Source organism: Halalkalibacter okhensis (assembly GCF_000787375.1).
GTDB lineage: Bacteria > Bacillota > Bacilli > Bacillales > Bacillaceae_D > Halalkalibacter > Halalkalibacter okhensis.
The window spans coordinates 1-23,702 of record NZ_JRJU01000002.1; the positions used below are offsets into that span (position 1 = coordinate 1).

At 37.5% G+C, this 23,702-nt stretch carries 21 protein-coding genes and 3 pseudogenes; 7 read left to right on the plus strand and 17 right to left on the minus strand.

Features of this window, described 5'->3' with window-relative positions:
* Positions 1 to 171 precede the first annotated feature (171 nt).
* Positions 172 to 714: a transposase family protein gene (locus LQ50_RS01790; protein WP_052144524.1), complete on the plus strand. Its 543-nt coding sequence runs from the start codon at positions 172 to 174 to the stop codon at positions 712 to 714.
* 249 nt (positions 715 to 963) lie between these two features.
* On the opposite strand, the pseudogene LQ50_RS01795 reads toward LQ50_RS01790, so the two are convergent.
* The 4 genes and pseudogenes from LQ50_RS01795 to LQ50_RS01810 form a co-directional block, all read right to left on the minus strand.
* Positions 964 to 2,078: pseudogene (locus tag LQ50_RS01795) on the minus strand (IS4 family transposase).
* Between the two features lie 314 nt (positions 2,079 to 2,392).
* Positions 2,393 to 2,743: a DUF1048 domain-containing protein gene (locus LQ50_RS01800; RefSeq protein WP_034625476.1), complete on the minus strand. Its 351-nt coding sequence runs from the start codon at positions 2,741 to 2,743 to the stop codon at positions 2,393 to 2,395.
* 18 nt (positions 2,744 to 2,761) lie between these two features.
* Positions 2,762 to 3,097, minus strand: a complete 336-nt coding sequence (locus LQ50_RS01805; RefSeq protein ID WP_034625480.1) for a DUF1048 domain-containing protein — start codon at positions 3,095 to 3,097, stop codon at positions 2,762 to 2,764.
* Between the two features lies 1 nt (position 3,098).
* Positions 3,099 to 3,422, minus strand: coding sequence for a PadR family transcriptional regulator (locus LQ50_RS01810; RefSeq protein WP_034625483.1), 324 nt, complete (start codon positions 3,420 to 3,422; stop codon positions 3,099 to 3,101).
* Positions 3,423 to 5,260: 1,838 nt separating this feature from the next.
* Between LQ50_RS01810 and katG the strand changes: the two genes are divergently transcribed.
* Positions 5,261 to 7,444 carry a catalase/peroxidase HPI gene (katG, locus tag LQ50_RS01815; protein WP_034625486.1) on the plus strand — a complete coding sequence of 728 codons (2,184 nt, stop codon included), beginning with the start codon at positions 5,261 to 5,263 and terminating at the stop codon, positions 7,442 to 7,444.
* Positions 7,445 to 7,779: 335 nt separating this feature from the next.
* Here the strand turns inward: katG and LQ50_RS01820 are convergent, their stop codons facing one another.
* Positions 7,780 to 8,211, minus strand: coding sequence for a cell wall hydrolase (locus tag LQ50_RS01820; RefSeq protein WP_034625489.1), 432 nt, complete (start codon positions 8,209 to 8,211; stop codon positions 7,780 to 7,782).
* A gap of 887 nt (positions 8,212 to 9,098) precedes the next feature.
* Here LQ50_RS01820 and LQ50_RS26180 point away from each other — a divergent pair.
* Positions 9,099 to 9,581: an aminotransferase class I/II-fold pyridoxal phosphate-dependent enzyme gene (locus LQ50_RS26180; protein WP_373279161.1), complete on the plus strand. Its 483-nt coding sequence runs from the start codon at positions 9,099 to 9,101 to the stop codon at positions 9,579 to 9,581.
* Between the two features lie 789 nt (positions 9,582 to 10,370).
* Here LQ50_RS26180 and LQ50_RS01830 read toward each other — a convergent pair.
* Complete coding sequence (locus LQ50_RS01830) at positions 10,371 to 11,234, minus strand: SDR family oxidoreductase (RefSeq protein WP_034625491.1); 864 nt, start codon at positions 11,232 to 11,234, stop codon at positions 10,371 to 10,373.
* Between the two features lie 193 nt (positions 11,235 to 11,427).
* Here LQ50_RS01830 and LQ50_RS01835 point away from each other — a divergent pair, with 193 nt between their 5' ends.
* Positions 11,428 to 11,865 carry an Rrf2 family transcriptional regulator gene (locus LQ50_RS01835; RefSeq protein WP_034625494.1) on the plus strand — a complete coding sequence of 146 codons (438 nt, stop codon included), beginning with the start codon at positions 11,428 to 11,430 and terminating at the stop codon, positions 11,863 to 11,865.
* 231 nt (positions 11,866 to 12,096) lie between these two features.
* The gene (locus LQ50_RS25900; RefSeq protein ID WP_237563619.1) at positions 12,097 to 12,558 is read left to right on the plus strand and encodes a class I SAM-dependent methyltransferase; all 462 of its coding nucleotides are present in this window, start codon (positions 12,097 to 12,099) and stop codon (positions 12,556 to 12,558) included.
* Positions 12,559 to 12,788: 230 nt separating this feature from the next.
* Here LQ50_RS25900 and LQ50_RS25905 read toward each other — a convergent pair.
* Positions 12,789 to 12,918: pseudogene (locus LQ50_RS25905) on the minus strand (tRNA-dihydrouridine synthase); the annotation flags it as partial.
* 286 nt (positions 12,919 to 13,204) lie between these two features.
* Between LQ50_RS25905 and LQ50_RS01845 the strand changes: the two are divergent.
* Entirely contained in the window at positions 13,205 to 13,666 is a 462-nt protein-coding gene (locus tag LQ50_RS01845) for a hypothetical protein (protein ID WP_034625497.1), read from the plus strand.
* Positions 13,667 to 13,762: 96 nt separating this feature from the next.
* Here the strand turns inward: LQ50_RS01845 and LQ50_RS01850 are convergent, their stop codons facing one another.
* The 10 genes and pseudogenes from LQ50_RS01850 to LQ50_RS01895 all read right to left on the minus strand — a co-directional run bounded on the left by LQ50_RS01850 (position 13,763) and on the right by LQ50_RS01895 (position 22,679).
* Complete coding sequence (locus LQ50_RS01850) at positions 13,763 to 13,963, minus strand: NUDIX hydrolase (RefSeq protein ID WP_052144527.1); 201 nt, start codon at positions 13,961 to 13,963, stop codon at positions 13,763 to 13,765.
* A 19-nt stretch (positions 13,964 to 13,982) separates the two neighbouring features.
* Complete coding sequence (locus tag LQ50_RS01855; protein ID WP_034625499.1) at positions 13,983 to 14,393, minus strand: type II toxin-antitoxin system VapC family toxin; 411 nt, start codon at positions 14,391 to 14,393, stop codon at positions 13,983 to 13,985.
* Complete coding sequence (locus LQ50_RS01860; protein ID WP_034625502.1) at positions 14,386 to 14,655, minus strand: AbrB/MazE/SpoVT family DNA-binding domain-containing protein; 270 nt, start codon at positions 14,653 to 14,655, stop codon at positions 14,386 to 14,388. The genes LQ50_RS01855 and LQ50_RS01860 overlap by 8 nt, the downstream gene beginning before the upstream one ends.
* 267 nt (positions 14,656 to 14,922) lie before the next feature.
* A complete protein-coding gene (gene helD, locus LQ50_RS01865; RefSeq protein WP_034625505.1) occupies positions 14,923 to 17,289 on the minus strand; it encodes an RNA polymerase recycling motor HelD in 2,367 nt (788 codons plus the stop codon).
* A 436-nt stretch (positions 17,290 to 17,725) separates the two neighbouring features.
* Positions 17,726 to 18,628, minus strand: coding sequence for an Mph(B) family macrolide 2'-phosphotransferase (locus LQ50_RS01870; protein WP_034625508.1), 903 nt, complete (start codon positions 18,626 to 18,628; stop codon positions 17,726 to 17,728).
* An 80-nt stretch (positions 18,629 to 18,708) separates the two neighbouring features.
* Positions 18,709 to 19,308: a TetR/AcrR family transcriptional regulator gene (locus LQ50_RS01875; protein WP_034625511.1), complete on the minus strand. Its 600-nt coding sequence runs from the start codon at positions 19,306 to 19,308 to the stop codon at positions 18,709 to 18,711.
* 226 nt (positions 19,309 to 19,534) lie between these two features.
* Positions 19,535 to 20,134 (minus strand): annotated as a pseudogene (locus LQ50_RS01880) (FMN-binding negative transcriptional regulator).
* A 22-nt stretch (positions 20,135 to 20,156) separates the two neighbouring features.
* Positions 20,157 to 20,675 carry a spermidine/spermine N(1)-acetyltransferase gene (gene paiA / locus LQ50_RS01885; protein ID WP_034625514.1) on the minus strand — a complete coding sequence of 173 codons (519 nt, stop codon included), beginning with the start codon at positions 20,673 to 20,675 and terminating at the stop codon, positions 20,157 to 20,159.
* A gap of 26 nt (positions 20,676 to 20,701) precedes the next feature.
* Entirely contained in the window at positions 20,702 to 21,154 is a 453-nt protein-coding gene (locus tag LQ50_RS01890; protein ID WP_034625517.1) for a MarR family winged helix-turn-helix transcriptional regulator, read from the minus strand.
* Between the two features lie 514 nt (positions 21,155 to 21,668).
* Positions 21,669 to 22,679 (minus strand): LLM class flavin-dependent oxidoreductase, encoded by a 1,011-nt coding sequence (locus tag LQ50_RS01895; protein WP_034625519.1) that lies wholly within the window; start codon positions 22,677 to 22,679, stop codon positions 21,669 to 21,671.
* A 360-nt stretch (positions 22,680 to 23,039) separates the two neighbouring features.
* Between LQ50_RS01895 and LQ50_RS01900 the strand changes: the two genes are divergently transcribed.
* Complete coding sequence (locus tag LQ50_RS01900) at positions 23,040 to 23,630, plus strand: molybdopterin-dependent oxidoreductase (RefSeq protein WP_034625522.1); 591 nt, start codon at positions 23,040 to 23,042, stop codon at positions 23,628 to 23,630.
* Positions 23,631 to 23,702 lie beyond the last annotated feature (72 nt).

Genomic DNA, 23,702 nt, shown 5'->3' on the forward strand with positions numbered 1-23,702 from the left:
GCACAAGCTTATTCCCATTTGTCTAATTTCATAAAAAATCAATAATGTTAAATTATGAATAAAAAAGATGGCTCAACACCAAAGTCTGTTCTTGACCCATAAAAAAGTATAAAAAAACATCTGTATCCTCTATAGTTGAAAGTACCACCCAACAACAAGCGAGGTATACAGATGCACTCTCATTTTACCAGTATTCTATTCGATTTAAAAGAGCTAACGATTTCCAATATTGAAAACATACACGATGACTTTTTTATTCATGTCCAACCGATCGAGTATCTCCAGCCCTGTCCTCAGTGTCAGGGAATGGATGTGATTCGCAAAGGAAGTGCTTATCAACGTAAAGTACGTCACCTTCCTGCTTTTGGACACCGTGTTTTTCTTTTCATGCCTGCCATTCGTATGATGTGTAAGCATTGTGAGGCTTCTTTCGTCTGGCAATATGAGTGTGCAGCATCTGGAAAACGCTACACGAAACAGTTTGAAGCCTCCCTACCCTATCAAGTCCTTGGAGCGACTGTTACCCACGCAGCTAAACGGACCCAAACACCTGTGACTACGGTGGAGCGTGTTTTTAAGCGATGGAGCGAAAGGGAAAGTGCTCATGTTCAAGCGACCTGTAAAGAACAAGCAGTAGACAGTCGTCAGCTTGTTTTAGGCATCGATGATTTTGCCATTCGTAAAGGTCTTCACTCGGAATCCCAAGCATTATAAACAACGGATTTTACTAGAATGTAATGAAGAACTACTTAGTTGTTAAAAGAAAGCAAGTACATGTTTTGGTGAAGAGCCAAAAAGATTTATATATTTTTTTTCACTAGTGTTGCATAAATACTGACTGAATTTTCAGTTTTAAAGTTCTTCCTGTTTAGAGCCAAAAAGGTAAATACCCAAGTAAAGGTGGTTCCATCCATTTGGAAATTCATTTACAATTAGACATTTGCGACGACGACAGTTTATTTATTAAGGAATGGTTTTCCCTTCGATTTTTCGAAGCCAAATATGCGCTGGCTTCCACAAAGCAGCTCTTAGATAACGACTAATTTGTAAGGTTTTTCGCTTGCTTTTCGTCTCGAGTTGCACGAGAACATGTAGGCAAAAAACGATTAATGCGATAAACACCTGATTGTGGATCGCCCATTCACTTTGACCGTAGAACTTTTTGATACTGAGATGTTGCTTAATCCATTTGAAAAACAACTCAATCGCCCAGCGTGATTTATACATCTCTGAAATTTCTTCGGCGCTTAAATCAAAACGATTCGTGAGTAACTGAAGTTCATTTCCTTTTGAATCAAGCACTCTTAGAAGACGAAAGTAATTCTCAGTACGGTTTTGAGTCGTGCCAATCAACACCATTTGGTCGGACAGAACGTTTGAATCCTCGGGTAGTTTAAAATCGTAGACTTCTCGTATGACTGCGTTTTTACGTAACCTAGATAGCAAAAAGTAACCATCATCTGTCATACGATCAAAGCGTTCATAGTCGAGATAGCCACGGTCAAACACATACATGCATTCCTTGTCGTCTACCATGATTTCAAGTTGACCACGATCATGTTCCTTTGCCATTGTTATCACAGCCTTTTCAGGATAGGAATTCCCTTTTTCCATAAACACAAGGCGCAAATGCAGCTTTACCCCGCTTTTGTTTTGCGGAACTGTGCCCATTTATGATTGGTCAAATTAAGTGGCAATGTGCTTGAATCAATGATTTTTAACGGCATGATGAGTTTTGTATAGTGTGTTTTAGCATGAATTTGTGACACTAAATCCAAAAAAAGCCTTTGGAATAAATCAGGATTCATCCCATTTAATCGCCGTGATAGCTGAGAAATACTGATCGAATCAAGGTTAATTCCTTTTTGAAGCTGGTCGTCGAAAAGACAATCACTCAGCGCATGAAGACTTTCTACTTCTTCAAGTTGTGCGTAGAGTAATAATTTTAAAAAGGATTCCGTCGTAAGTTTTTTCGTATAGAAATCTAATTTCAATGTTTTCACTTGATCATCAAATAATTCAAGATTTATCGGTGAAAACCATTGTCCAAATGAAGTTTTTCGTGTAATCTTATCCATGCGTATGGTCCTTTATTATTGGATTTGGGCGGGATTACCACCTGACTTATCCATTATAAAGGACTTTTTCTTTGCATAAAATAAGATTATTGAACATTTTGAGTATTTATAATAGTGAAATTAAATTAATGCAACACTAGTGATTTTTTTTAAAAGATAAATTTTTAAAATAAACATATTTTATTTCTAAATAATAATCGTATTAAGTGGCAAGCTTAATATATTTTACTACTTAGTATTACTTGTATTCAGTCATACTACTTACTAGTTAAAAATATAACTGAACAGCTTTAATAGTTGTTCAGTTGGGTTTTTCAACGCATATTTTTCTTACCCACACGATTCAGAATACTTTTGTTCAAATTATGGCGATACTTATCATCCCATTTTTTCGCTTGGTCGGTAAGTCCATTGGCGAATGTTGTCACGTCTTCACCCGTCACTTCCAATACGTCTTTGCCTTCTGCCGCACTAGCTTCAAACAGTTCAATGAGATCGTACTGGATTCTCAGCATATCCATACCGCTTCCAGAGGAGAAACTCCACATATGGTTACAGATTTCTTCATAGACTTCTGGATAATTGTCTGGTAAAGCTTCCACACGAGCCATCATTTCTTTGTATTCTTTTTTCGAGTCAAGTATCTTTTTGATGAAATTTACCATAGTATTTAACCTCCTACGTTATTGTTTATTCGTCCATATTTTTACTTGCTGTTCAACTATACACTCCGATTCTCCATCTAGTTTTGAGAGAGCCATCAATTCGTCGGCAAATGCTGCCACGTCTTCACCAGTAACATCTAGTACATGCTTGCCTTCTGCTGCACTAGCTTCAAACAGTTCATACAAAGTAAGGATTTCTTCACCAAATCCATATCCAAAATTCCACATGTACTTTTGAATCTTTTTGAAAACAAAGGCATAATCTTTCGGTAGGGAATTTACTTTTTTCATAAATGCTTTGTATTCCTTCTTGCTTTCTAAATCGCCAATGATTAACTCTATAAATTTCTTCATATTATTTCTCCCCTTTTAGGATAAAAATTTTCGAAGTCAAAAAATCCCATTTCCTCCAAAACAATTCAAGTTCTTGGCGACCAGCCTCATTGAGTGAGTAAAACTTGCGTGGTGGCCCCATATCTGACGGTTTTTTTTTAATGTTCACTAGCTTTTTCTTTTCTAATCGCACGAGGATGGTGTAGACCGTTCCTTCCACGACTTCGGTAAACCCTAGTTCGTTCAAGCGGCGGGTAATCTCGTAGCCATAGGTTTCATGGCGGCTGATGATTTCCAGCACACAACCTTCCAGCGATCCTTTCAGCATTTCCGTTAAATTTTCCATGTATAGAGCCTCCTTTACTTTGTATAACTTATATTCAGTATAACTTAGTAGTAAGGTGAGTTTTCAATTTAATAGCATTTGAGAAACACAGCTATTAAGCGTTACTTATTACTGGTACATCGTAACACCGAGTAGTTAAGAGTGTCAACTATTTTACTTATAATTATTTATACAGCTCTCTATTAAGAGTTGACAGTATCCGGTGTTACTTACTACTAGTATATCGTAAAATGCAGTTTGGTATATTAAATTAATCCTCTCGATAACCATAAATAATAGCTCTTTACTTAAAAGTATGTTCTTTCATAAACGAAAATATTTGTTGCACAGTATCTAGTCAAATACGAAAAACGATCACTTTAAAAGTGATCGCCGTTGAAAATATATGTAGTGTCCATTATCGTTGTACTACGTAGCAAAAATTTTTTTTATTAGTTGATCTCCTTCAACATAAGCTTCCGTAAGTGAAAATGCATACTTCCCTATCAGAAAAGAAATAAAAGAGCCCTTTTAACTGCTACTAACACCATTCTAATTTTACTAATGCTGACTTTCTTTGCTATATCTTCACATGAAAGTGGTCTATATTTTAAAACGACTTACAGCATTTTGTAGTTCCTCTTCCATATTAGAAAGAGATTTTGCAGCTGATGAGATTTCTTCCATTGATGCATTTTGCTCTTCAGCTGAGCAGCAACGTTTTGAGAATATCCGGCTGAATCTTCAGCAATACTTGAAGCTTCATTGATCGATTCAACCATCGTTTGGGTACCAGACAGGATTACAATATGTAACTATTAAAATCGTTAAACAGGGTCGCTATCTCGTAACTCAATTGTTACAAAGTTGTGAATAATTAATTTGTGAATAATTAATGATAGCTTATTTTTTTATAAGCTTCAATACTTTTAAAAAAATATAAATTAAAGAAGTGTGAAGAACACGTCTTCTTAAAGGTACCTAACAACAAAATAGTAATCCCCTATTTCTTCAAGGTATAGAGATAAAATTAAGCTAATCAATTTTAACTTTTTCTTCATTTAGCTCGCCCCCTCTACTAATATATATGTTATCAATCAACAGCTTTAATTACACTTTAATAACAGATACAAACCAATAATGAAATAAATTACCAATAACAGTTTTTTAAAAACATAACTTTCTGAACATGAATCCAAAGAAAAAACGATGGCAATGTCGCGATCACTTAGAATATATTTTCTACTTTAATATAAGCCTTAGAAGTCAAGAAGCATTTTTCTTGTTTAACTCTAGCATCCATTAATTTAAGTACACCTTTTCACAAACTCTGCGAAATCTTTTTGAAGAAACTAAAAATCTAAACAGGGTATTTTTACACATCCCCTTAATAGTGGGTGCGAATAAAGGACTTTTTACTCCCAAGTATAGATAACTTTCCTTCCTTCGTCGGTATGACCCCACAATGAGATTTTCAAGAGCAGGAACTAGGAATTGATAAAGCAACTAGTAAAATAGGTTTTCAAAACACCTAACCCCGCACAAGTTTGCAGGGGTTTTTGTATTATGAGGAGCGCTAGGAAGAACGACAACCGTCCCCCTGCTTCCTCCGATTAATTGGAGTCAAAGTTTATCTGTTATTAACTTTTATGGTATAAACAACTAATTTAGAGTTATCTTATTATTAGTAGCAGTACAACCATTTTTTAGTAATTCTACAATAATTATTAAAAATATTCTGCTGATTATTTATTATAATTATAATATAAGAATTGATGTTGTCTAAATTGCAATTTCGTACGTTGTTAGGCAGGTTTGTGTGCTATTGACTCTTATCAAACAGAAAGGGGAAAAGATATATGGACAATGAGAACGTTGGAAAGTGCCCGTTTACGGGGGAAAGTTCCGAGAAACCGATCAGAGGGACGAAAAATAAGGACTGGTGGCCAAATCAGCTTGATTTACATGTGCTTCACCAGCATGACATGAAGACAAACCCGCTTGGGGAAGATTTTAACTATGCAGAGGAATTTCAAAAAATTGATTATGAAGGTCTGAAGGAGGACCTACATAATGTGATGACAGATAGCCAGGATTGGTGGCCGGCAGACTATGGACATTATGGGCCATTCTTTATCCGGATGTCCTGGCACGCTGCAGGTACATATCGTACAGCGGATGGACGCGGAGGCGGCGGAAGTGGCTCTCAGCGTTTTGCGCCATTAAACAGCTGGCCTGACAACGGTAACCTGGACAAGGCCCGCCGTTTACTCTGGCCGATCAAAAAGAAATATGGAAACAAGCTCTCCTGGGCAGACCTGCTCGTTTTTGCAGGGAATGTCGCGATTGAATCGATGGGCGGCAAGACGATTGGATTTGGTGGTGGCCGTGAAGATATTTGGCACCCTGAGGAGGACGTGAACTGGGGTCCTGAGAAAGAGTGGCTCGGTGACAACCGCTATTCTGGTGAGCGTGATCTTGAGAACCCGCTTGCTGCTGTGCAGATGGGCTTGATTTATGTCAATCCGGAGGGACCGAATGGAGAACCAGATCCGGTGAAAAGTGCCTTCGATATCCGCGATACCTTCAAGCGGATGGGAATGAACGATGAGGAGACCGTGGCACTTACTGCCGGTGGACATACATTCGGGAAAGCCCATGGTGCTGGTGACCCGTCACATGTGACAGAAGAGCCAGAAGGAGCTGGCCTCGAACACCAAGGATTCGGTTGGAAGAGCAGCCATGAAACCGGGCACGGTGCATTCACCATCACGAGTGGTATTGAAGGTGCATGGACACCGACGCCTACCAAATGGGATATGAGCTTTTTTGACATGCTGTTCGGGTATGAGTGGGAACTGACGAAGAGTCCAGCTGGCGCTTACCAGTGGGCACCGATTGATCCGGATGAAAAGCATTTGGCTCCCGATGCCGCTGATCCGTCTAAAAAAGTAAAAACGATGATGACGACTGCGGACATGGCGATGCGCATGGACCCGGTATACGAAAAGATTTCCCGTCGCTTCCATCAGAATCCTGATGAGTTTGCCGATGCCTTTGCCCGAGCGTGGTTCAAGCTGCTTCACCGTGACATGGGGCCTCGTGACAGATATTTAGGGCCAGAAGTGCCAGAGGAAGAATTCGTTTGGCAGGATCCGGTTCCAAAGGTTAACTATACCTTAACGGATGCAGAAATTGAGGATGTGAAGGCGAAGATTTTGGATTCCGGACTCTCGGTGAGTGAACTCGTGAAAACGGCCTGGGCCTCTGCCAGTACCTACCGTCATTCAGACAAGCGCGGTGGTGCAAATGGTGCCCGCGTTCGCCTCTACCCGCAAAAGAATTGGGAAGCAAACGAACCAGAGCAGCTTGCAAAGGCTATTAATGTGTTAGAAGACCTGCAGAGCGGCCTTGATAAAAAAGTAAGCCTTGCCGATTTAATCGTACTTGGCGGAAGTGCAGCCGTTGAAAAAGCTGCCAAGGATGCCGGCTTTGATGTAAAGGTTCCGTTCACACCGGGTCGCGGTGATGCCACCCAGGACCAAACAGACGATGAAAACTTCGAAGTGCTTGAGCCAGTATCCGATGCATTCCGCAACTACCATAAGAAAGACTACTCCTTGAAGCCGGAAGAGTTCATGGTGGACAAGGCCCAGCTAATGGACCTCTCTGCGAAGGAATTGACCGTTCTCATCGGAGGCTTACGCGTACTTGGAGCCAACCACGGTGACAACAAACACGGCGTTTTCACTGATCAAGTGGGCACACTTACAAATGATTTCTTTGTGACCCTACTTGATATGGGTGTGGAATGGAAGCCGGTTGAGGGAGAACGCTATTATGAAGCACGTGATCGCCGCTCGGGCGAACTCGTCCGCACTGGTACAAGAGTCGATCTCGTTTTCGGTTCCCACTCTGTCCTCCGCGCCCTTGTGGAAGTCTACGCACAGGACGACAGCCAAGAGAAGTTTGTGAATGACTTTGTGGCAGCTTGGGTGAAGGTGATGGATGCAGATCGGTTTGATGTGAAAGTGAAAAGATAATAAAAAAATCCGGTTGAAGTTTTACGCTTCATCCGGATTTTCAATAAAGCAATTGTTGAAATCTACAAAGACGACAAAAATGCACCTGAAGGTCTTACTTGGGCTTCATATGACACAGAAATTGTTCAGCTAAAGCATCCCGTTCTAATATAAAGCAAATTTAACTTTCCTAAAGCACCCGTTAGCGTAAGTACATTGTTTCACAAAGTTAGCACAAATAGATGTCGTTTTCTTTATTATAAAAATAAATTCAATAGTTAAGGGAGTAAAAGACGATGGTGAATACCTCGCCTATACTCCCCTTCTTTATTGAACTTCGTTAAAATTTTTGGATTTCAATAAACACCATATACATCGGGACAATCAGATTCAGTTGGGATATAAAAACAATGCTCCTTATAACGTCCGGAATTCCATTGGCCCCACCATTGTTCTGGACACGGACCATCTGGCCGAAAGAACCATAAAGCAAATTCAGCTGGCCTATGTCTCTCTCCGTTGATAACTCTCTCAGCTAATCGAATTTCCTTTTCTCTTGCCCGCTGATAAAAATAAGGAAAATGAACAGCTTCAAATCCTCCTGGCGATTGCCAAACCATTCTTTCAATTGAATTAATGTCAACAAAATCCAAACAACCTACTCGAACCCTGTTAACACAAACATTTGCTACAAGCAACATGCCTAGTTTACCTTCACCTTCAGCTTCTGCTCTAATTAATCTTGCGAGCAATTTCCGGTCATTTGCATTAGTTTTTATGACGGCCAAATGAATTTCCTCCTTGATTTGAGAGATTTATAAAATTATATGTCGAAATCATTCATTTTAATACTTAAACATTTCCTGTAATGGATTGTTTTAAGTGGGAATTTAAAATGATGTTGATAACCTATTTTATCTTGCTTGTAGTTGAAAAATGTACAAGAGTTAAGTCGAATAAGCTCATTTTATATTAAGTAAGTTTTTGAAAAAACAGACATAGAAAGCATTTAAGTTAATGTCATATTAACATTCTAAGCTATTCAGCAAATTAAATCAGGAATAACACTTTAAATGATTACATTTATTCAACAAAACAACGGCCGTTGAGAGTTAATGCGTCGTCTTCCCAAAGCTATGTCCTTGTTGAGTTTCAAAACAAGGACTATCTCTATATGACGACCAATTGACTAAGGTTTTTCATAATCACATTTGAAGTGAAGCCTCGATTTATGCTGAATGGAGTAAGGCATAGAGTTGTGAAATCACTCATTTAGCTCAGATCGTAAGAAAGTTTTCTAACTTTCTATATGTTTTTTAAACTTCTTCCCTCGTTTTTTTTATCGATGTAAAAGTAATTAAAATAAGAGTCATCAATAATAAGCAAAGGTTCCTGAATACAGAGCCCAATAACCCTACTTGGGTTTTTAAGAGAAATAAAGGTCCCTAGTCCACCTCGTAGTAATGTGTTACTAGTTAGGGGGGACAAGGCACCAACTTTCGAAGATGCTGATGCACAAGTATGAGTCCACTGCCTAACAAAAAGAAACACCATCTAGGCAAAGCTATTTTAATATTGAATCTCTCTCTGGGACGAGGAACCTGTCCCTCCGACCCTTTTAAGCCCGGGAGATGCAGTTGCAATTGAAGATCCTTCTTACGCATATTCTTTACCAATCTTTCACTCTGAAGGATTAAATACTTTTTTCTTACCAGTTCATAGGGATGGGATAGAACCGGATGAAATACTTAGTTTGTATCAAAAACACCGAATAAAAATGATTTTCTTAAATCCTACACATCAAAACCCAACCGGTTCAACTCTAAGCATCGAAAAACGAAATAGAATTATAGATATTTGCAGTAAATATGGAATTGTAATAGTTGAAGATGACCCATATAGCCTTATTGGTTATGATGACAATTATATCCCCTCACTAAAATCCTTGGATTCACAAGGATTAGTTTTATATATAAGTTCTTTATCAAAAATTTTATCATCCGGTTTAAGAATTGGATGGATTTCAGGACCTCAGCCAGTTATTCAAAGAATAGCCGATTTAAAACAACAACTAGATTTTGGTCATCTAACTTATCCCAATTATACGCTACGGAATTATTACTATCACTTAGACTCGAACATCACCTTACACATTTAAGAGATCACTTAAAAAATAGAAGAGATATAATTGTTCAATCAATAATTGATCAGTTCAATGGTGAGATAACTTTCTTCGAGCCTAATGGAGGGATTCATTTATGGTGTAAGATAAATGATGAAAATATTGATCATAATATGTTATTTAAAAAATCAATTAACCAAGGTGTTATATTTGCCCCTGGTAAAACTTTAGGTTCAAAAAAGGAATTTTTACGCTTCTCTTTCAGTCGTCCTCAATTAAAATCTATAAAAAAAGGTATTGATAGATTTTCATATGTTCTTAAAAAGAAAATAACAAATTATTAAGTATAATCTCCATCGATAAAACTACTTTATTGCTCTATATAATGAAAGGAGATCTGTTAAACAGATCTCCTTTGCAATTTTCTTTACTATTGAACCGTCTCTATTAAATCTCTAATAATGGGCCCTTGATCCGTTTGCAAGCCGTCGTATTTTCTAACACAGAAGGACAAAACGTAAAAATCATATTTGCTAAATATTTCTAACATACTACCATGTAAAACTTAGATTTTCATCAAATAACTCCTCAAATTGTTTCATTATATTTTCCATCATTTATGAAAATTTATGTACTGATTCTGTTGTTAGAGTAAACTAAAACGGATGCTATATTGATGCTACTATATCTAAAATACCATTAATAATTATAGCAAGCTTAAATGTAAAAAAAGAGACCAAATCATACGATTTGATCTGATAATAAATATTCTATTTTATAATTTTTAATAATCAATTGACTTCTTAAGTTGATATGCAGGAATACTTAAGAAACAGACTTAACCAGTTGGGATAATGCTTCTTTTATTGGTGTAACAGGTCGACCTAGAACTTTTTCAAAGTCATTGCTTTCAACAGCTAACGATCCGTTTCGAATACTTTCTTGGATACCAACGACAATTGGAATCACAAAATCCGGAAGTCCAACTTGTTTCATAACCTCGGCATATTCATCATCTGTCACTTGTTGGACGAAAATTTCTTTACCTAATACTTCACTAAGCACTTGGACAAACTCTTCTTGTGTGTAAAGGGGTCCAGAAAGCTCATAGATCGTATTAGCATGACCATCTTCACTTAAAACTTTTGCAGCAGCTTCCGCGTAATCTTGTTGAGTCGCCCAACCAACTTTTCCTTCACCAGCAGATGTCATCCATGGAGCACCCGCGATTGCCCCTTTGATACTGTCTGTTTCATTTTCCAAATACCAGTTGTTACGTAGGAAAGAGTATGGAATTCCAGTTTTCACAATCGCTGCCTCTGTTGCTACATGTGGTGGAGCCATTAAGTTCGTACTTTCTGTTGCGTTAGCTATGCTTGTGTATGCAATAAATTTAATTCCGGCACGCTCAGCTGCGGCTACAGCATTTGCGTGTTGTTTTATTCTCGTGTCATTATCACCATCTGCAGAAATGATTAATAGACGGTCAATACCTGCAAATGCTTCATCTAATGATTCCGGATTATCAAAATCGCCTTGCCGAACTTCGACTCCTTGTGCACGTAGCCCTTCTGCTTTTTCTGGATTACGAGCGCTTACTACTAATTGATCAGCCGATACACTTTTTAATAATGTATCCACTATCTTTGAACCTAGTTTCCCCGTTGCTCCTGTAACTAATAATTTCATTATACATCCTCCATCCTAAAATACCTGTAACTAACTTGATTACATGTGATTATTTTAGTTACAGGAAGGTAAAATGTCAACAGATTAAGACGATATATATATTTTGTTTTTTTTGATACAATATACTTGTAGTCAAATTAATTACACGATAAGATTAGCTTTTAATAAGAATCATTATAGGATGGTGACTGAATTGTCAATCAGTAGCCGATTTTCAGTAGGAATACACATACTAACTTTAATAGATTTTAATAAAGAAGAAGCAAGTTCTTCCGAATACTTGGCTGCCAGTGTAAATACGAACCCAGCCGTGATTAGAAAAATAATGGGAATGCTAAAAAAAGCAGAATTAATCGAAGTACGTCCTGGTGTTGCTGGAGCAAAACTTGCGAAAGAATTACCCGACATTACTTTACTTGACGTGTATAAGGCCGTTAATGTTGTAAAAGAAAATGAACTATTCAGCATGCATGACACACCAAATCCAAAGTGCCCTGTCGGCAAAAATATTCAGCGAGCCATTGAGCCATTATTCGTTTCAGCTCAACTAGCGATGGAGAAAGTGTTAGGAAGTGTAACACTAGAAAATGTGATGAAGGATATAGCTAAAACAGAGAATACAGAATGTTAAAAAAGACTTTAACGATTGTAAAGTCTTTTTATATTCTTTAATAATGAAACTGGATCTTGGTTTTTTCTTAGTTACTTCGCAGTATAGGTCCACTGCGTACCAAAAAGAAACATTATTTAGGCAAAGCTATTTTATAATTGAATCTCCCTGTGGGACGAGGAACCTGTCCCTCCGACCCTTTTATACGAGTTTGGCGTAGATATTGTAGGTATAGACAAATCTGAAAATATGGTGAAACAAGCAATCAAGAAATACCCTCATATACAGTTTATGGTGCAAGATGCTACCATTTTAGAATATCATAGCGAATTTGATGCGGTATTCTCTAACACAACACTTCATTGGGTAAAGCCTCCTATCCGAGCATTACAAGGTATTTATAAAAGTCTTAAACAAGGTGGAAGATTTGTTGCCGAATTTGGAGGCAAGGGCAACGTTCAAACGATAACAGATGAAGTAATCAAACAAATAAAAGAAGTTGGATTAGAATTTAAAAAGGAACAATTTCCTTGGTTTTATCCAAGTATTGCTGAGTATTCAAATTTAATGGAAGAAGGTGGATTTAGAGTGACTTTTGCTCAACACTTTGATAGACCAACTCAATTGCATGGAGATAATGGATTAAAAAATTGGATTGATATGTTCTGCACTCATATGTTTGATGGTATTTCAGAACATACAAAAAAGAAATAATTACAAACGTTGAAAAAAATTTAAAGAGTTTGTTTAAAGAAGGCAATTGGATTGCTGATTATAAAAGGGTTCGTATAATTGGAGTAAAATAGTAATTGTAAAAGGAAGGACCAACTGGTTCCTTCCTTTTACAATTACCCTATAAGTTCAATTAAACAATATTGCTTCGTCCGTATTGTAAGATTAGCCAGATTTGAAAAGGGGAAAGTCAGTAGATTCCTGCCCCCAATTAAGAGATCGAGCAATTCCTTACAACTATACTCTTTCGACTGCTTTTCAAAGTAGGAATGAATTTTTAAAAATACCACGCCCAATCGTCACTCCATCAACCCCGTACCTGCGTACGAGGTCTAAGCCAGTTTAGGGACGACGAACCTGTCCCAGCGGTCCATCTATTTCCTTTTATTCCCTTTATTATTATCACCGCTAGCTGGAACTTTGCCGTGTAATTCTGGTGCATTTTGATTACGGCTACCGCCTTTATTATATTTTTTGGTCATATTTCACAACTCCTTTCCTTAGTTCTTTCTTCAGTTTATCCCTTTTTTGATATCATATGTTTTTTCTATTTATAAATGGTCACTACTCCCCATATCCATAAATGATTAACTTAGAATGGGGCAGTCTAAACATAGGAGGTATGAATATGATCGCTTATTTTGGTACTTTGAATAAAATTGAAGATTTTACTAATGAAGGAAAGGTTCAAAACGTCAATAACGTTATTGGTACAATTGGATTTTGGCTTACATCTGATATTCATTCAGCCAAAGCTTATGCAATAGGAACGGAGACAGTTTATCAAAAGTCAGAAACGGAATTTTGGGAAGATGGAGCGCCTAAGGTTATTCAAGTTGAAAAGCGAGTAACTGGCTTTATTTATAAACTATTTATAGATGAACCAAACCATTTCACCTGGAAAGATGAGGCTATTCTTTTAAATATGGAAGAAGCCAATGAAAAATTCCGTAACAGCCTTATTGGCCAGGGGTATGAAGGCTTTGTCATTCGAGATTGCAAACTACAAGATGGGGTTACTGATTTGTATTGTCTTTTTTCAATCAACTCACCGCTCATTTCAGATATTATCCCGGTAGAAACGTTGTAGAAACAGTGCCTGTCCCCATCCATCCACTAACGCTAAAGCGGGGACCATAACACGCAGTTACCTATGAGCCCCCATGTATTTTCTCGAATCAAATAATCATTCTATCAAACTCTTATGATATGGTTCTTGGTCGATAATCGTTAAGATTTCTTCTTTTGTCGCCCACTTCACTCGTTGTACTTCCTCTGGTTGTAACGTTAATTCCATAATATTAAGGTCTACTTCAACAAGATAATAGTCATCAAATCCCACTGAAAAATTTATCGTTAAAGAAGGTCGTTTACCATGCAAGTCCATTTTATAACCTACTGCGTAACTACAATAATTCTTCTGGTATATAGTATTCGCATTCCAACTTTTTAAAATCTTTTTTATCCCAAGTTAAAACAGGAAGTTTACTGTTCGATTTGCTCGATATTAACGCATCAGCAAAATCGACATTTTTATCCGAATACATTCTCAGTGCAATAATTACATCATCTTCCTCTACTTCAACATTTTCAGATTCAATGATATCTAATAGATATTCCGTTATTTTGGGTTTATCCACTTTATAGAAAGACTTTAACAACCAACAGCATTCAGCGATTACGACAGTAGGAACTACTAAAGTTAACTCACTTTTTTCAACCTTCTCTACAAGCTTCACTATAGTATTAAATTTAATTGGATCATCTTTAACTAGCAGTCGTATAAGAACGTTTGTATCGACTAGAAATTTATTCATGTTCCAATCCCTCAGATAGAGTATGTTTAGACGCTTCCTCGTGAGCAATTTCTCTCATTTTTTCAAGATTTATTTCCTCTTTTGAAGTAATTCTGCCAATTGCTTGACTTAATAATTTTTTCTTAACCGGCTCTATTCTCACTTCATCGTCTTCTATTAAAAATTTTAATTGGTCACCCTCACTTAAACCTAACTTTTCCCTAAGTTCCTTTGGTATGGTTATTTGTCCTTTACTCGTCACCTTCCCACTAACTAATTCCATTTCAACTTCACCTCTTACCTTATTCGAAAGTATTACTTTTATTATAAGTATTACTTAAATATTTTGCAAACTCACTATACAAATAATTAATGATTTCGTACATTACCAGTATCGTTGTGTAGCAAACGATCATTTATAAAATGTGATAGCTCCGTTCAACTAACGCTCTTGGTCAATTAAAAGCGAAAACATAGACATATATTTCAGCTCCACTTAAAGCCAATAAGGACTGCTTATCGCAGCCCTACTTCCTATATCCATTTAGGGTTACTGCAGGGACGACGGACCTGTCCCCTCGACCCTTTGGATGAAACCTTCTCGCAATACATTTTGTAATAATGGGCTCGGTTCACCTACGCTGTAAAGTAGCAAATAATGCATCGCTCTTGTGCAAGCAGTATAGAAAACTCTGCGCAGACTCTCATCACTGTACACATGCTCTGATGCATCATAAATGATGACGGCATCGAATTCGATTCCCTTAGACAAATACGAGGGTACAACAACAACTCCTTGCTCATATTCAATCGAGTTGCTCTTTAAAAGTTTAATTTCATCAATGCCAGCCAAAGATTCATATGCTCGTGCACTTTCCTCCGCCGATTTGCATATGACCGCAATGCTATTAAGTCCTAGACTTCGAAATTCTGCAACTTTAGCTGCAATGCAGCTGTGCAGTTCTACGTTATCTGTCACTTGTTTCAGCACAGGTTTCTCACCTTCGCGTTCAAATGGAACAATCTTATCCCCATTAGGAACCAGTCTTCGAGTAAATTCAATAATCGGTTTCGTAGAACGGTAACTTCGTGTGATATTGATCAATTCCGTTTCATCTGATCCGTAAAGGCTTGTAAGTGTGTTGAAATTAACTCTTTCGCTAGCATGAGCGAATATCGCCTGATTAAAGTCGCCAAGTACTGTCATCCTTGCCCCCGGAAACAAACGTCTCAAAAACTCAAATTGAAATGGTGAATAATCCTGAGCCTCATCAACAACGATCTGTTTGATCGAGCTGTTCGTCTGAAAGCCTTGTATTAGCTCTTTCAATAGTAAAAATGGGGTTGCATCCTCATAAAATAATTTATTTTCATCCAGCCTCTCCAGCGTCATTTGGCAAATATCCGCCCACTGTACTGGTGTTTCCCCTTCAATCCAACGTTTGATTTGCTCAGGATCTACATATAGTTGCTTGTAAATCGCCTTAAAATCAATGAAACGAAACGCTCGGATTCGTTTTCGTAACGGCTTCAATTTTTGGTGAACAATCAATTGGGCAAGCGCTTTGGGTTCCATCTCATAGTCTGCAATTGCTTCTCTTTTATAGCCTCGTTTTTCTGCTAAGTAACGATGCGCCTTATGGTATTCATCGTTGCTTAACAACTCGATTTCCTCCTGTACCCACGACTCTTTCCATTCGTCCCTCTGAACCTCTTTTATTAATTTAATCAGCCATTCCATCAATTTTTCAAGTCTATTATGAAAGCGGAGTGAAGTATCATGACTATAAAATCTATCTGCTATTTGTTGAGCATTTACAATTGGCTTCCCACTGAAGGTAATGTTCTTAAATCGCATACCTGATAATTCTAGGAACTGTCTATATGATTGGATCGCCTCAAAAAAACAGGTAGATGCTTTAAAACGAGTGCTTTCAAGTCTTGATCTGTACGAAGGAGTATTCGCCCGAGTTAAAACATACTCCAATTGCTCGTATGGATTTTCAACTTGAAACTCTTTACTCAGACGATGATTCAAGTATTTTTGAAATGTGACCTGTTGCATATTCTCTTCACCAAGTTCTGGCAGTACATTAGACACGTAACTACTAAACATCGAATTAGGCGAAAAAAGAATGATTTGATCAGCATTCAGCCGATCTCGATATTTGTAGAGCAAATAAGCAATTCGTTGCAGGGCGGCTGATGTCTTGCCACTACCTGCTGAACCGTGAACAATCAGCAGTCTCCCACGGTCATGACGAATAATCCGGTTTTGCTCCTGTTGAATGGTCGCTACGATATTGTGCATCTGTTTATCGGTACCTTTGCCGAGAACCTGTTGCAAAATCTCGTCACCAATGGTGAGACTCGTATCGAACATCGATTGAAGAGCGCCATCACGAATAAGATATTGCCACTTTTTCTCCAATTCGCCTTCGACTGTGCCTCCAGGTGTTTCATACTCGGCCGGACCAGGCTGGTAATCGTAGTAGACACTTGAGATCGGAGCCCTCCAGTCATAGATCAGAAAATTTTCTCCACTACGATCCTTAAGAGAGGAAATACCAATATAGAATTGTTCCTCAGTTGAATCCCCCTCTTCGACAAAATCGATCCGACCAAAATAAGGAACCGCCTCCATTAGCCTTAGTGTCGATAAACGCGTCGAAGCATGTCTATGAGTGCTTTGGCTAACAGACAGCGCTTGAGCTTCTTGCCGCAAGCCGATAACGGTCTCAAGGTAATCATCAAAGGTATCCGTATTCACCTTCACTTCATCCCAAAAGTGCTTGCGGATCTGAACCACTTCTTTCTTACGCCTGGAAGTTTCTTCTTCTAGTCTGTTGATTTCCTCCGTAATGGTTTCCATTACAAAGTCTACTCGTTTTTGCTCCTGCTGAAATTCCGAATTCATGGCAAGCACTCCTCATAAAAAAATTTGATAAAAGGGTTGACTAATATACTGACGGTGTTGTATATTTATGATAGGGATAATACAATCAAATCATCAAATAACATCACAGACTTATATAATTTACCATAGGATCACATTCTTTTCAATATATTTGTATAGAATTGTATGATTAAAAGATTCACGATCCTTTCTATTGCTTTTAAAAAATCGCTTCACGGATTTATCAGTCATTTCTAAATCTCTTTTAAAAGAAAATCAAAACCACCCGTGATGTGACGGGTGGTTTGTTCTGCCGCTAGAAGCCTTTGTTACTGACAAAAGTCTAAAGACTAGACCTCTCTTCTTTATTTTTCTTTCTCTTTCTTATCATTTCTTTTTTCTCCTGTAAGGGATCTACTCTAATAAACTGTGGGACGACGGACCTGTCCCCCCGACCCTATATCACTCCCAATGCTTCCTTTGCCATCTGTTCATATTCCTCGATGCCAGATACTAATGCAAACTCTGCAATGGAAACTGGATATGCAGCGTCAAGTTCGATAATATGCTCTTTCATCATCGGCCAGTCATATCCACCAGCTTCTTTATATGCATGAATCAGAGCTTCTAACCCTTCTTCACCAAAGGCTTTATAGTTAAAAACAAAGTCATTCGAAATATCTGTAACCTTTGCTTCAGTCCAGTCGATTAATCCAGTCACATTAGCACCTTTATCAATCATCGTATGTCCGGCATGTACATCTCCATGAATCAGTCCCGTTTTCTTAGGCCACATTTCATCATGATGAATCCATTCCTGCCATCTATTCCATAAATCCTCACCTACACCAAACTTTGCTCTTACCCGATCCATACGCTGCTTCATTGACTTTCTTGCTTCTTCTGGTGTATGCACCACTAGGCCAAGCTGATTAGCTTTATCATTAGGGATGCTATGAAGCTCTGCTAACACTCTACCCAGAGACTTGTGAAAGGCTTCTGGAACATTGTTAATATCTATCTCCCAAACATAGTTTCCTATATTATGATCTATCGTTCCTGCTGGCACACCGTTTAATTTCTTGTAAGCTATAAGTTCATCTGTGTAAATGATCCAGTTTGGTGCTTGAAAAGATTTTGCATACATACTTACCAAATCTAACACTTGTTTTTCAACCTTTGTTCTAGGCATCACATCTTCACGTCTAGGTAATCTTAGAGTCCAATCAATTCCACTTTCATCTTTTGCAAAAACAACCTGAAAATCTAGCCCGGACTCATTGAATTGCATGGTTTCTTCTTTAATCATCAGATTGTGTTTAGTAGCTATTTCAATAACTCGCTTTATATCTTTATTCATTTCAATCACTCCTGTCAACAACTTGTATAAATTAACACTCTTTGGACTTTCATCTAATAACAATCATTACCTTTTCTAAATTAAGTCCGAATAATTTGATTAGCAACAGCCTCGAATAATAATTCTCTAATCCTTTCATAATTGTATGGCTGCAAATCTTTCTTTTGAGATCCAATTAATAAAGCTGACCTTAAAACTCCTGCTATCACGCCCGGGTCTTCATCAATAATCTCCTTACTTTCTTGCCGTGACTTTATAAACTCGATAAGAGGGACTATACTTCTTAAATTCTCTGAGGCAACATACTCTGGACTTAACTTTCTAGATACCAGTTTGTATTCTTCAAGGTCGTAAATCAGCCTTTGAGTTAAAATCTTGGTTTCCAATTCAGAAGCCATCCTATTTAAGTAAATCTTTATAGCTGAGTGTATATCATTTGCAGCTATAACCTTGGGCCAGACCTGCTCTTCCATTTGCTCTCCCTCGTGTGTTAACAATTCCATATATAGCAATTCTTTTGATTTGAAGAAAACATAAAAAGTACTCTTAGCAATGCCAACTGATGAAGTAATATCCTCAAGAGAAGTGCTCTTAAAACCCTTTTCAATGAAAAAACGATATGCTACTTCCAACAATTCTTTTCTAATACTTTCTTTTTCTAATTGAGTGAATTTAGCCATAGACCTAGGTCTCCCCCCCTAAACAAAAAACATAAAAACAAATAATTTATTTGTTTTTTAAAATTAGCATATTGTGATATATAAATCAAGTACAATACGTTAAGAAAGACGATTACGCTAATTGTAATCGTCTCTTAAAGGTCGTGTATTATCAGTATTTTTGTAATACGCAGCAAATAGTTTTGTATTGTTAGTTGTTTTTCTTTAAAACGTTAGCATTAACCTGTTACTTCTTTTTTAAATTTCCCTTCATTAATGAAGCAATCTGTTGCTCATCCGTATTTGAAATTTGGTCTAGTTGATTAATAACTAGCTCTTGTCGCTGCAATGAATGATTTTGACTTAATTTAGCTTTCCCTTCTATCTTGGTGATTTTTATTCTGAAACCTTGAATTCCTTTGCTCATACTAAAAAGCAACTCAGCATTTACATCTTGTAATCTATATGAACTGTCAGAAGCTTCATATTTCAATACCATTTCATGTAAAGAACCCATTAATTCATTTTCGTCCTCTAGAAGTTCGACTTCTCCATAAACATGAACTGTCACATAATTCCATGTTGGTACTGCTTGATTCGTTTCATACCAAGATGGGGAGATATAGCAATGAGGACCATGAAAAAAGGCAAGAACGGTTTGATTTTTTATATCTTTCCACTGAGGATTTGGGCGTGCAAAGTGTCCGTATAAGTATGTATTCTCCTTGTTCAAAATTAACGGTAAATGAGTTGCGAATGGAATTCCATCATGCCCCGAAATAAGAGTCGCAAAACTATGTTAAGCCGTTGTTTCCTCTTTAACTTTAAATTGCTGAGGGATATACATGATAATCCACCTTTCAAAAAAGTTATATGAGTGTTTTAGTCATTATAAAATCTGTTTGTTCTTCATCACCCATATAAAAAGAGTGGGCTCCGGTTTGAACCAACCCCATCTTCTTATAAAAGGCAATGGCATTTTTATTTTTTTCCCAAACACCTAGCCAGATCTTCGTTTTATTACGTTCCAACGCCATTTCCATAACTTTATTTAGTAGATATTTACCAAGTCCATGTTTTTGAAATTTGTACTTTATATAAATCCTCTCGATTTCAAATGATTCATCACCCATTTCTTCAGATTGAGCATCATTGGTATTAACCTTTAAATATCCAGTGATTTCATTATTAAAATAAACAAAAAAGAATTCCGATGAACTATTGGACAATTCCTTATCCAACTGTTTAGAATTAAATGCTTTTTCTAGATAAGCTTTCATATTTTCAGGTGAATTCTGATCTTTAAATGTATCGTTGAATGTCTCAATACTTATTTCCTGTAGCACTTGTAAATCTTCACGATCGCACTTTTTGATTTTTACAGTCATTTTAATAGTTGCTCCTTCTATATTAATTAATAATTTCTCTTGTTTCCTTTTTTCACGAAATCAAAATCAACTTCTACATTTGTCCTCACTCTTTGAAGAAGATTAAACATCGTCTCCACTTCTCCTTCTGAAAATCCCTCTAATGCCACCTTATTGGAATGATCATTTTCTCTTTTTATGAAAGGAAAAACATTACTCCCTTTCTCTGTTGGAAAAAGCTTTTTTATTTTTTTGTTATATTCATCATCTTTTTTTTCAATGAATCCATTTATCTCTAGTTTCTTTATAGCACGAGCTGCTGTTGAACGATCTACTTTTATCATCTCAACTAACTTTTCTTGAATGATTCCTGGATTTTCACATATGCGCACAAGGTATAAATACTGCCCTTTTGTCAGGTCATATTCTTTGAATTCTATATTACTTATAGAATTTAGTGCTCTTGCTATCATTCCAATTTCACGAAGAATTTCCTTCATAATGACCTCCTGAAGCAACTAATTTTGTTGCAAATACAACAAAGATAACCTCGTATTAAATCTAACTTAATTATATTGCATTTGCAATAAAAAAACTGAAATGGAGGTCGATATAAGTGAAAGAATTTTATTCTATACTCATTTAAAATAGAATTTGTTGCTTAGTATCCCTCTTACTATGTAGTAAAAACAAGCAATATTACCTGTTACCACCAGTTAATAACATCTCATTTTGTACACTTTTTATCTCATTACGTTCGATTATTTTAGTTATCTCCAGGTCTCCAATCAATCTCTTCCTTCTCCCTCCTCTCTATCACAGTTTCCATCTTACTCTCCAGGCACCTAAACTACTATTACGATTTTTAAGCTACACAAAAAGGTTTCTGATCCCAAATACTTTAAAGTAACTAGGACAGAAACCTTTTCTTATTTACGAGTATCAACACTTTGATATAGAGTCATCTGGGACGACGAACCTGTCCCCGTGGACCACTTTATCAGTGTCCTTTTCCTATAACCCCAATATTTCTGCCACAAGTTGGTGGGAGTAGAGTCGGGCGTTGTGGTCATAGACCATTGTACTCACCATTATCTCATCTGCCTTCGTCTCATCTAAGAAGGATTGCAGCTTTTTCTTTACAGTAAGAGGACTTCCGATGATCGTGGAGCCTAATTGTTTTTCTAAAACTGCCTTTTCATATGGGCTCATGAGCTCATCTAGATTCTTTACTGGTGGTTGTAACTGTGTTGGTGTGTTCCTCATCATGTTTAGAAAGCTTTGTTTGATGGAAGTAGCAAGCAATTCTGCTTCCTCATCCGTATCCGCCGCGATGACGTTTGCTGCTACCATTGCGTAAGGCTCTTTATAGTCCTCCGACGGTTGGAAGTTCTCGTAATACAATTCCAGGGCTGGTAGTGTGTTTTCAGGTGAAAAGTGACTGGCGAAAGCAAACGGCATCCCGAGTTGTGCTGATAATCGGGCACTAAACCCACTAGAACCTAACAACCAAATAGGGATATTTGCTCCTTCACCAGGGATTGCTCGTACCGCTTCCGAACCTTGGAAATAGGCTTGCAGTTGTTCTAATTGTTCTGGAAAATCATCGCCATTGGTATAGTTTGCCCCGCGAAGGGCTTTAGCTGTTCGTTGGTCCGTGCCCGGTGCACGCCCTAACCCTAAATCAATTCGGCCTGGAAACATAGCTTCGAGAGTTCCGAATTGCTCCGCTATTACTAATGGCGAATGGTTGGGTAGCATGATTCCACCGGATCCTACACGTATAGTAGAAGTATGTGCCGCCACATGTCCGATGACTACGGATGTTGCAGAGCTTGCTATGCCAGGCATATTATGGTGCTCCGCTAACCAGTAACGTTTAAATCCTAGTTTTTCCGTTAACTGAGCTAACTCTATCGAATGTTGGAAGGATTGGCTCGGCGTCCCCCCTTGTACGATGGATGCAAGGTCAAGGACGGAAAAGGCTATTTCATTGATGGATTTTGTCGGTCTAGTTATTGCCATGGAATATCCACTTCTTTCTATTTAATTTACTTAGTTGGACCTTGGATTTGTTTGATTCGTTTCGTAATTATGCGCCACGATACATAGTGATTTGTTTTTATCATAACAGGAAGAATACATGATTTAAATTGAAATGACTTAGTTGAAGGCGTGCGTTCGCACACTACTTTTTTTGGAAAACATCCATTCGTTACTCGATATAGACTGCCGAATTGATCCTGTTGTTTTGATTCAGAATCCTTCCCTATTGTCTACCACACTAATAGCATTTCAGTTAGTTGCGAAAAAATCCCAAAATCGGTATCATTTTTATTAATAAAAGCATACAAATACTATTTTTTTCATAGAAAGGAAAAAATCATGGCAAAATTACCTCCTGGACAATTCGAAACAGAGAAATGGCCTGTTTTACATCAAGGGAACGTGTATGAGTTTAACGAAGAAACATGGAGATTTAAACTGTTTGGCGAAGTGGAAGAAGAGAAAACGTACACTTACTCTGAAGTGATGGATTTACCAAAAACGATTTCTACAATTGACATGCACTGTGTGACGACATGGTCCAAGTTTGGAATGGCGTTTGAAGGGATTACGTTGCGAGAGTTAGTAAACAAAGTAAAGCTTCGTCCAGACGTCCATTATGTAAAAATATTCGGTTACTATAATGGGGACCCATTTGGTTACTCGGCAAATTTACCGCTGAAGGATTTAATGAGCGATGATGCGTTGTTCGTGTACCGGTATAAGGATGTCAATCAGGAACAATGGTCGGAAATAACACCAAAGCATGGCTATCCATTAAGGTTTATCCCTCCTCCCTCCTTTTACCTATGGAAGGGATCGAAATGGGCTACTGGCATTCAATTCATGAAAGAAGATGAAGAAGGATTTTGGGAGGAGCTGGGCTATTCTATGACGGCAAATCCCTTTAAGGAAGAGCGGTATCGTTGATTTTTATTAAAAGTACCTATGCATTGCAACTCTAAAGTAGCAATATAAATTCGGATTTAGACAGAAGACCTA

What these genes read in the sequence shown, in the direction of transcription:
- LQ50_RS01870 (WP_034625508.1), bottom strand. Translation starts at nt 18,628, where the DNA reads ATGAATAAAGATATAAAGCGAGTTATTGAAATAGCTACTAAACACAAT.
- LQ50_RS01860 (WP_034625502.1), bottom strand. Translation starts at nt 14,655, where the DNA reads ATGGAATTAGTTAGTGGGAAGGTGACGAGTAAAGGACAAATAACCATA.
- LQ50_RS01830 (WP_034625491.1), bottom strand. Translation starts at nt 11,234, where the DNA reads ATGAAATTATTAGTTACAGGAGCAACGGGGAAACTAGGTTCAAAGATA.
- LQ50_RS01855 (WP_034625499.1), bottom strand. Translation starts at nt 14,393, where the DNA reads ATGAATAAATTTCTAGTCGATACAAACGTTCTTATACGACTGCTAGTT.
- LQ50_RS01900 (WP_034625522.1), top strand. Translation starts at nt 23,040, where the DNA reads ATGGCAAAATTACCTCCTGGACAATTCGAAACAGAGAAATGGCCTGTT.
- LQ50_RS01875 (WP_034625511.1), bottom strand. Translation starts at nt 19,308, where the DNA reads ATGGCTAAATTCACTCAATTAGAAAAAGAAAGTATTAGAAAAGAATTG.
- LQ50_RS01800 (WP_034625476.1), bottom strand. Translation starts at nt 2,743, where the DNA reads ATGGTAAATTTCATCAAAAAGATACTTGACTCGAAAAAAGAATACAAA.
- LQ50_RS01895 (WP_034625519.1), bottom strand. Translation starts at nt 22,679, where the DNA reads ATGGCAATAACTAGACCGACAAAATCCATCAATGAAATAGCCTTTTCC.
- LQ50_RS01850 (WP_052144527.1), bottom strand. Translation starts at nt 13,963, where the DNA reads ATGGACTTGCATGGTAAACGACCTTCTTTAACGATAAATTTTTCAGTG.
- LQ50_RS01805 (WP_034625480.1), bottom strand. Translation starts at nt 3,097, where the DNA reads ATGAAGAAATTTATAGAGTTAATCATTGGCGATTTAGAAAGCAAGAAG.
- LQ50_RS01845 (WP_034625497.1), top strand. Translation starts at nt 13,205, where the DNA reads ATGATCGCTTATTTTGGTACTTTGAATAAAATTGAAGATTTTACTAAT.
- LQ50_RS01890 (WP_034625517.1), bottom strand. Translation starts at nt 21,154, where the DNA reads ATGAAGGAAATTCTTCGTGAAATTGGAATGATAGCAAGAGCACTAAAT.
- LQ50_RS01810 (WP_034625483.1), bottom strand. Translation starts at nt 3,422, where the DNA reads ATGGAAAATTTAACGGAAATGCTGAAAGGATCGCTGGAAGGTTGTGTG.
- LQ50_RS01790 (WP_052144524.1), top strand. Translation starts at nt 172, where the DNA reads ATGCACTCTCATTTTACCAGTATTCTATTCGATTTAAAAGAGCTAACG.
- paiA (WP_034625514.1), bottom strand. Translation starts at nt 20,675, where the DNA reads ATGACTGTAAAAATCAAAAAGTGCGATCGTGAAGATTTACAAGTGCTA.
- helD (WP_034625505.1), bottom strand. Translation starts at nt 17,289, where the DNA reads ATGAATTCGGAATTTCAGCAGGAGCAAAAACGAGTAGACTTTGTAATG.
- katG (WP_034625486.1), top strand. Translation starts at nt 5,261, where the DNA reads ATGGACAATGAGAACGTTGGAAAGTGCCCGTTTACGGGGGAAAGTTCC.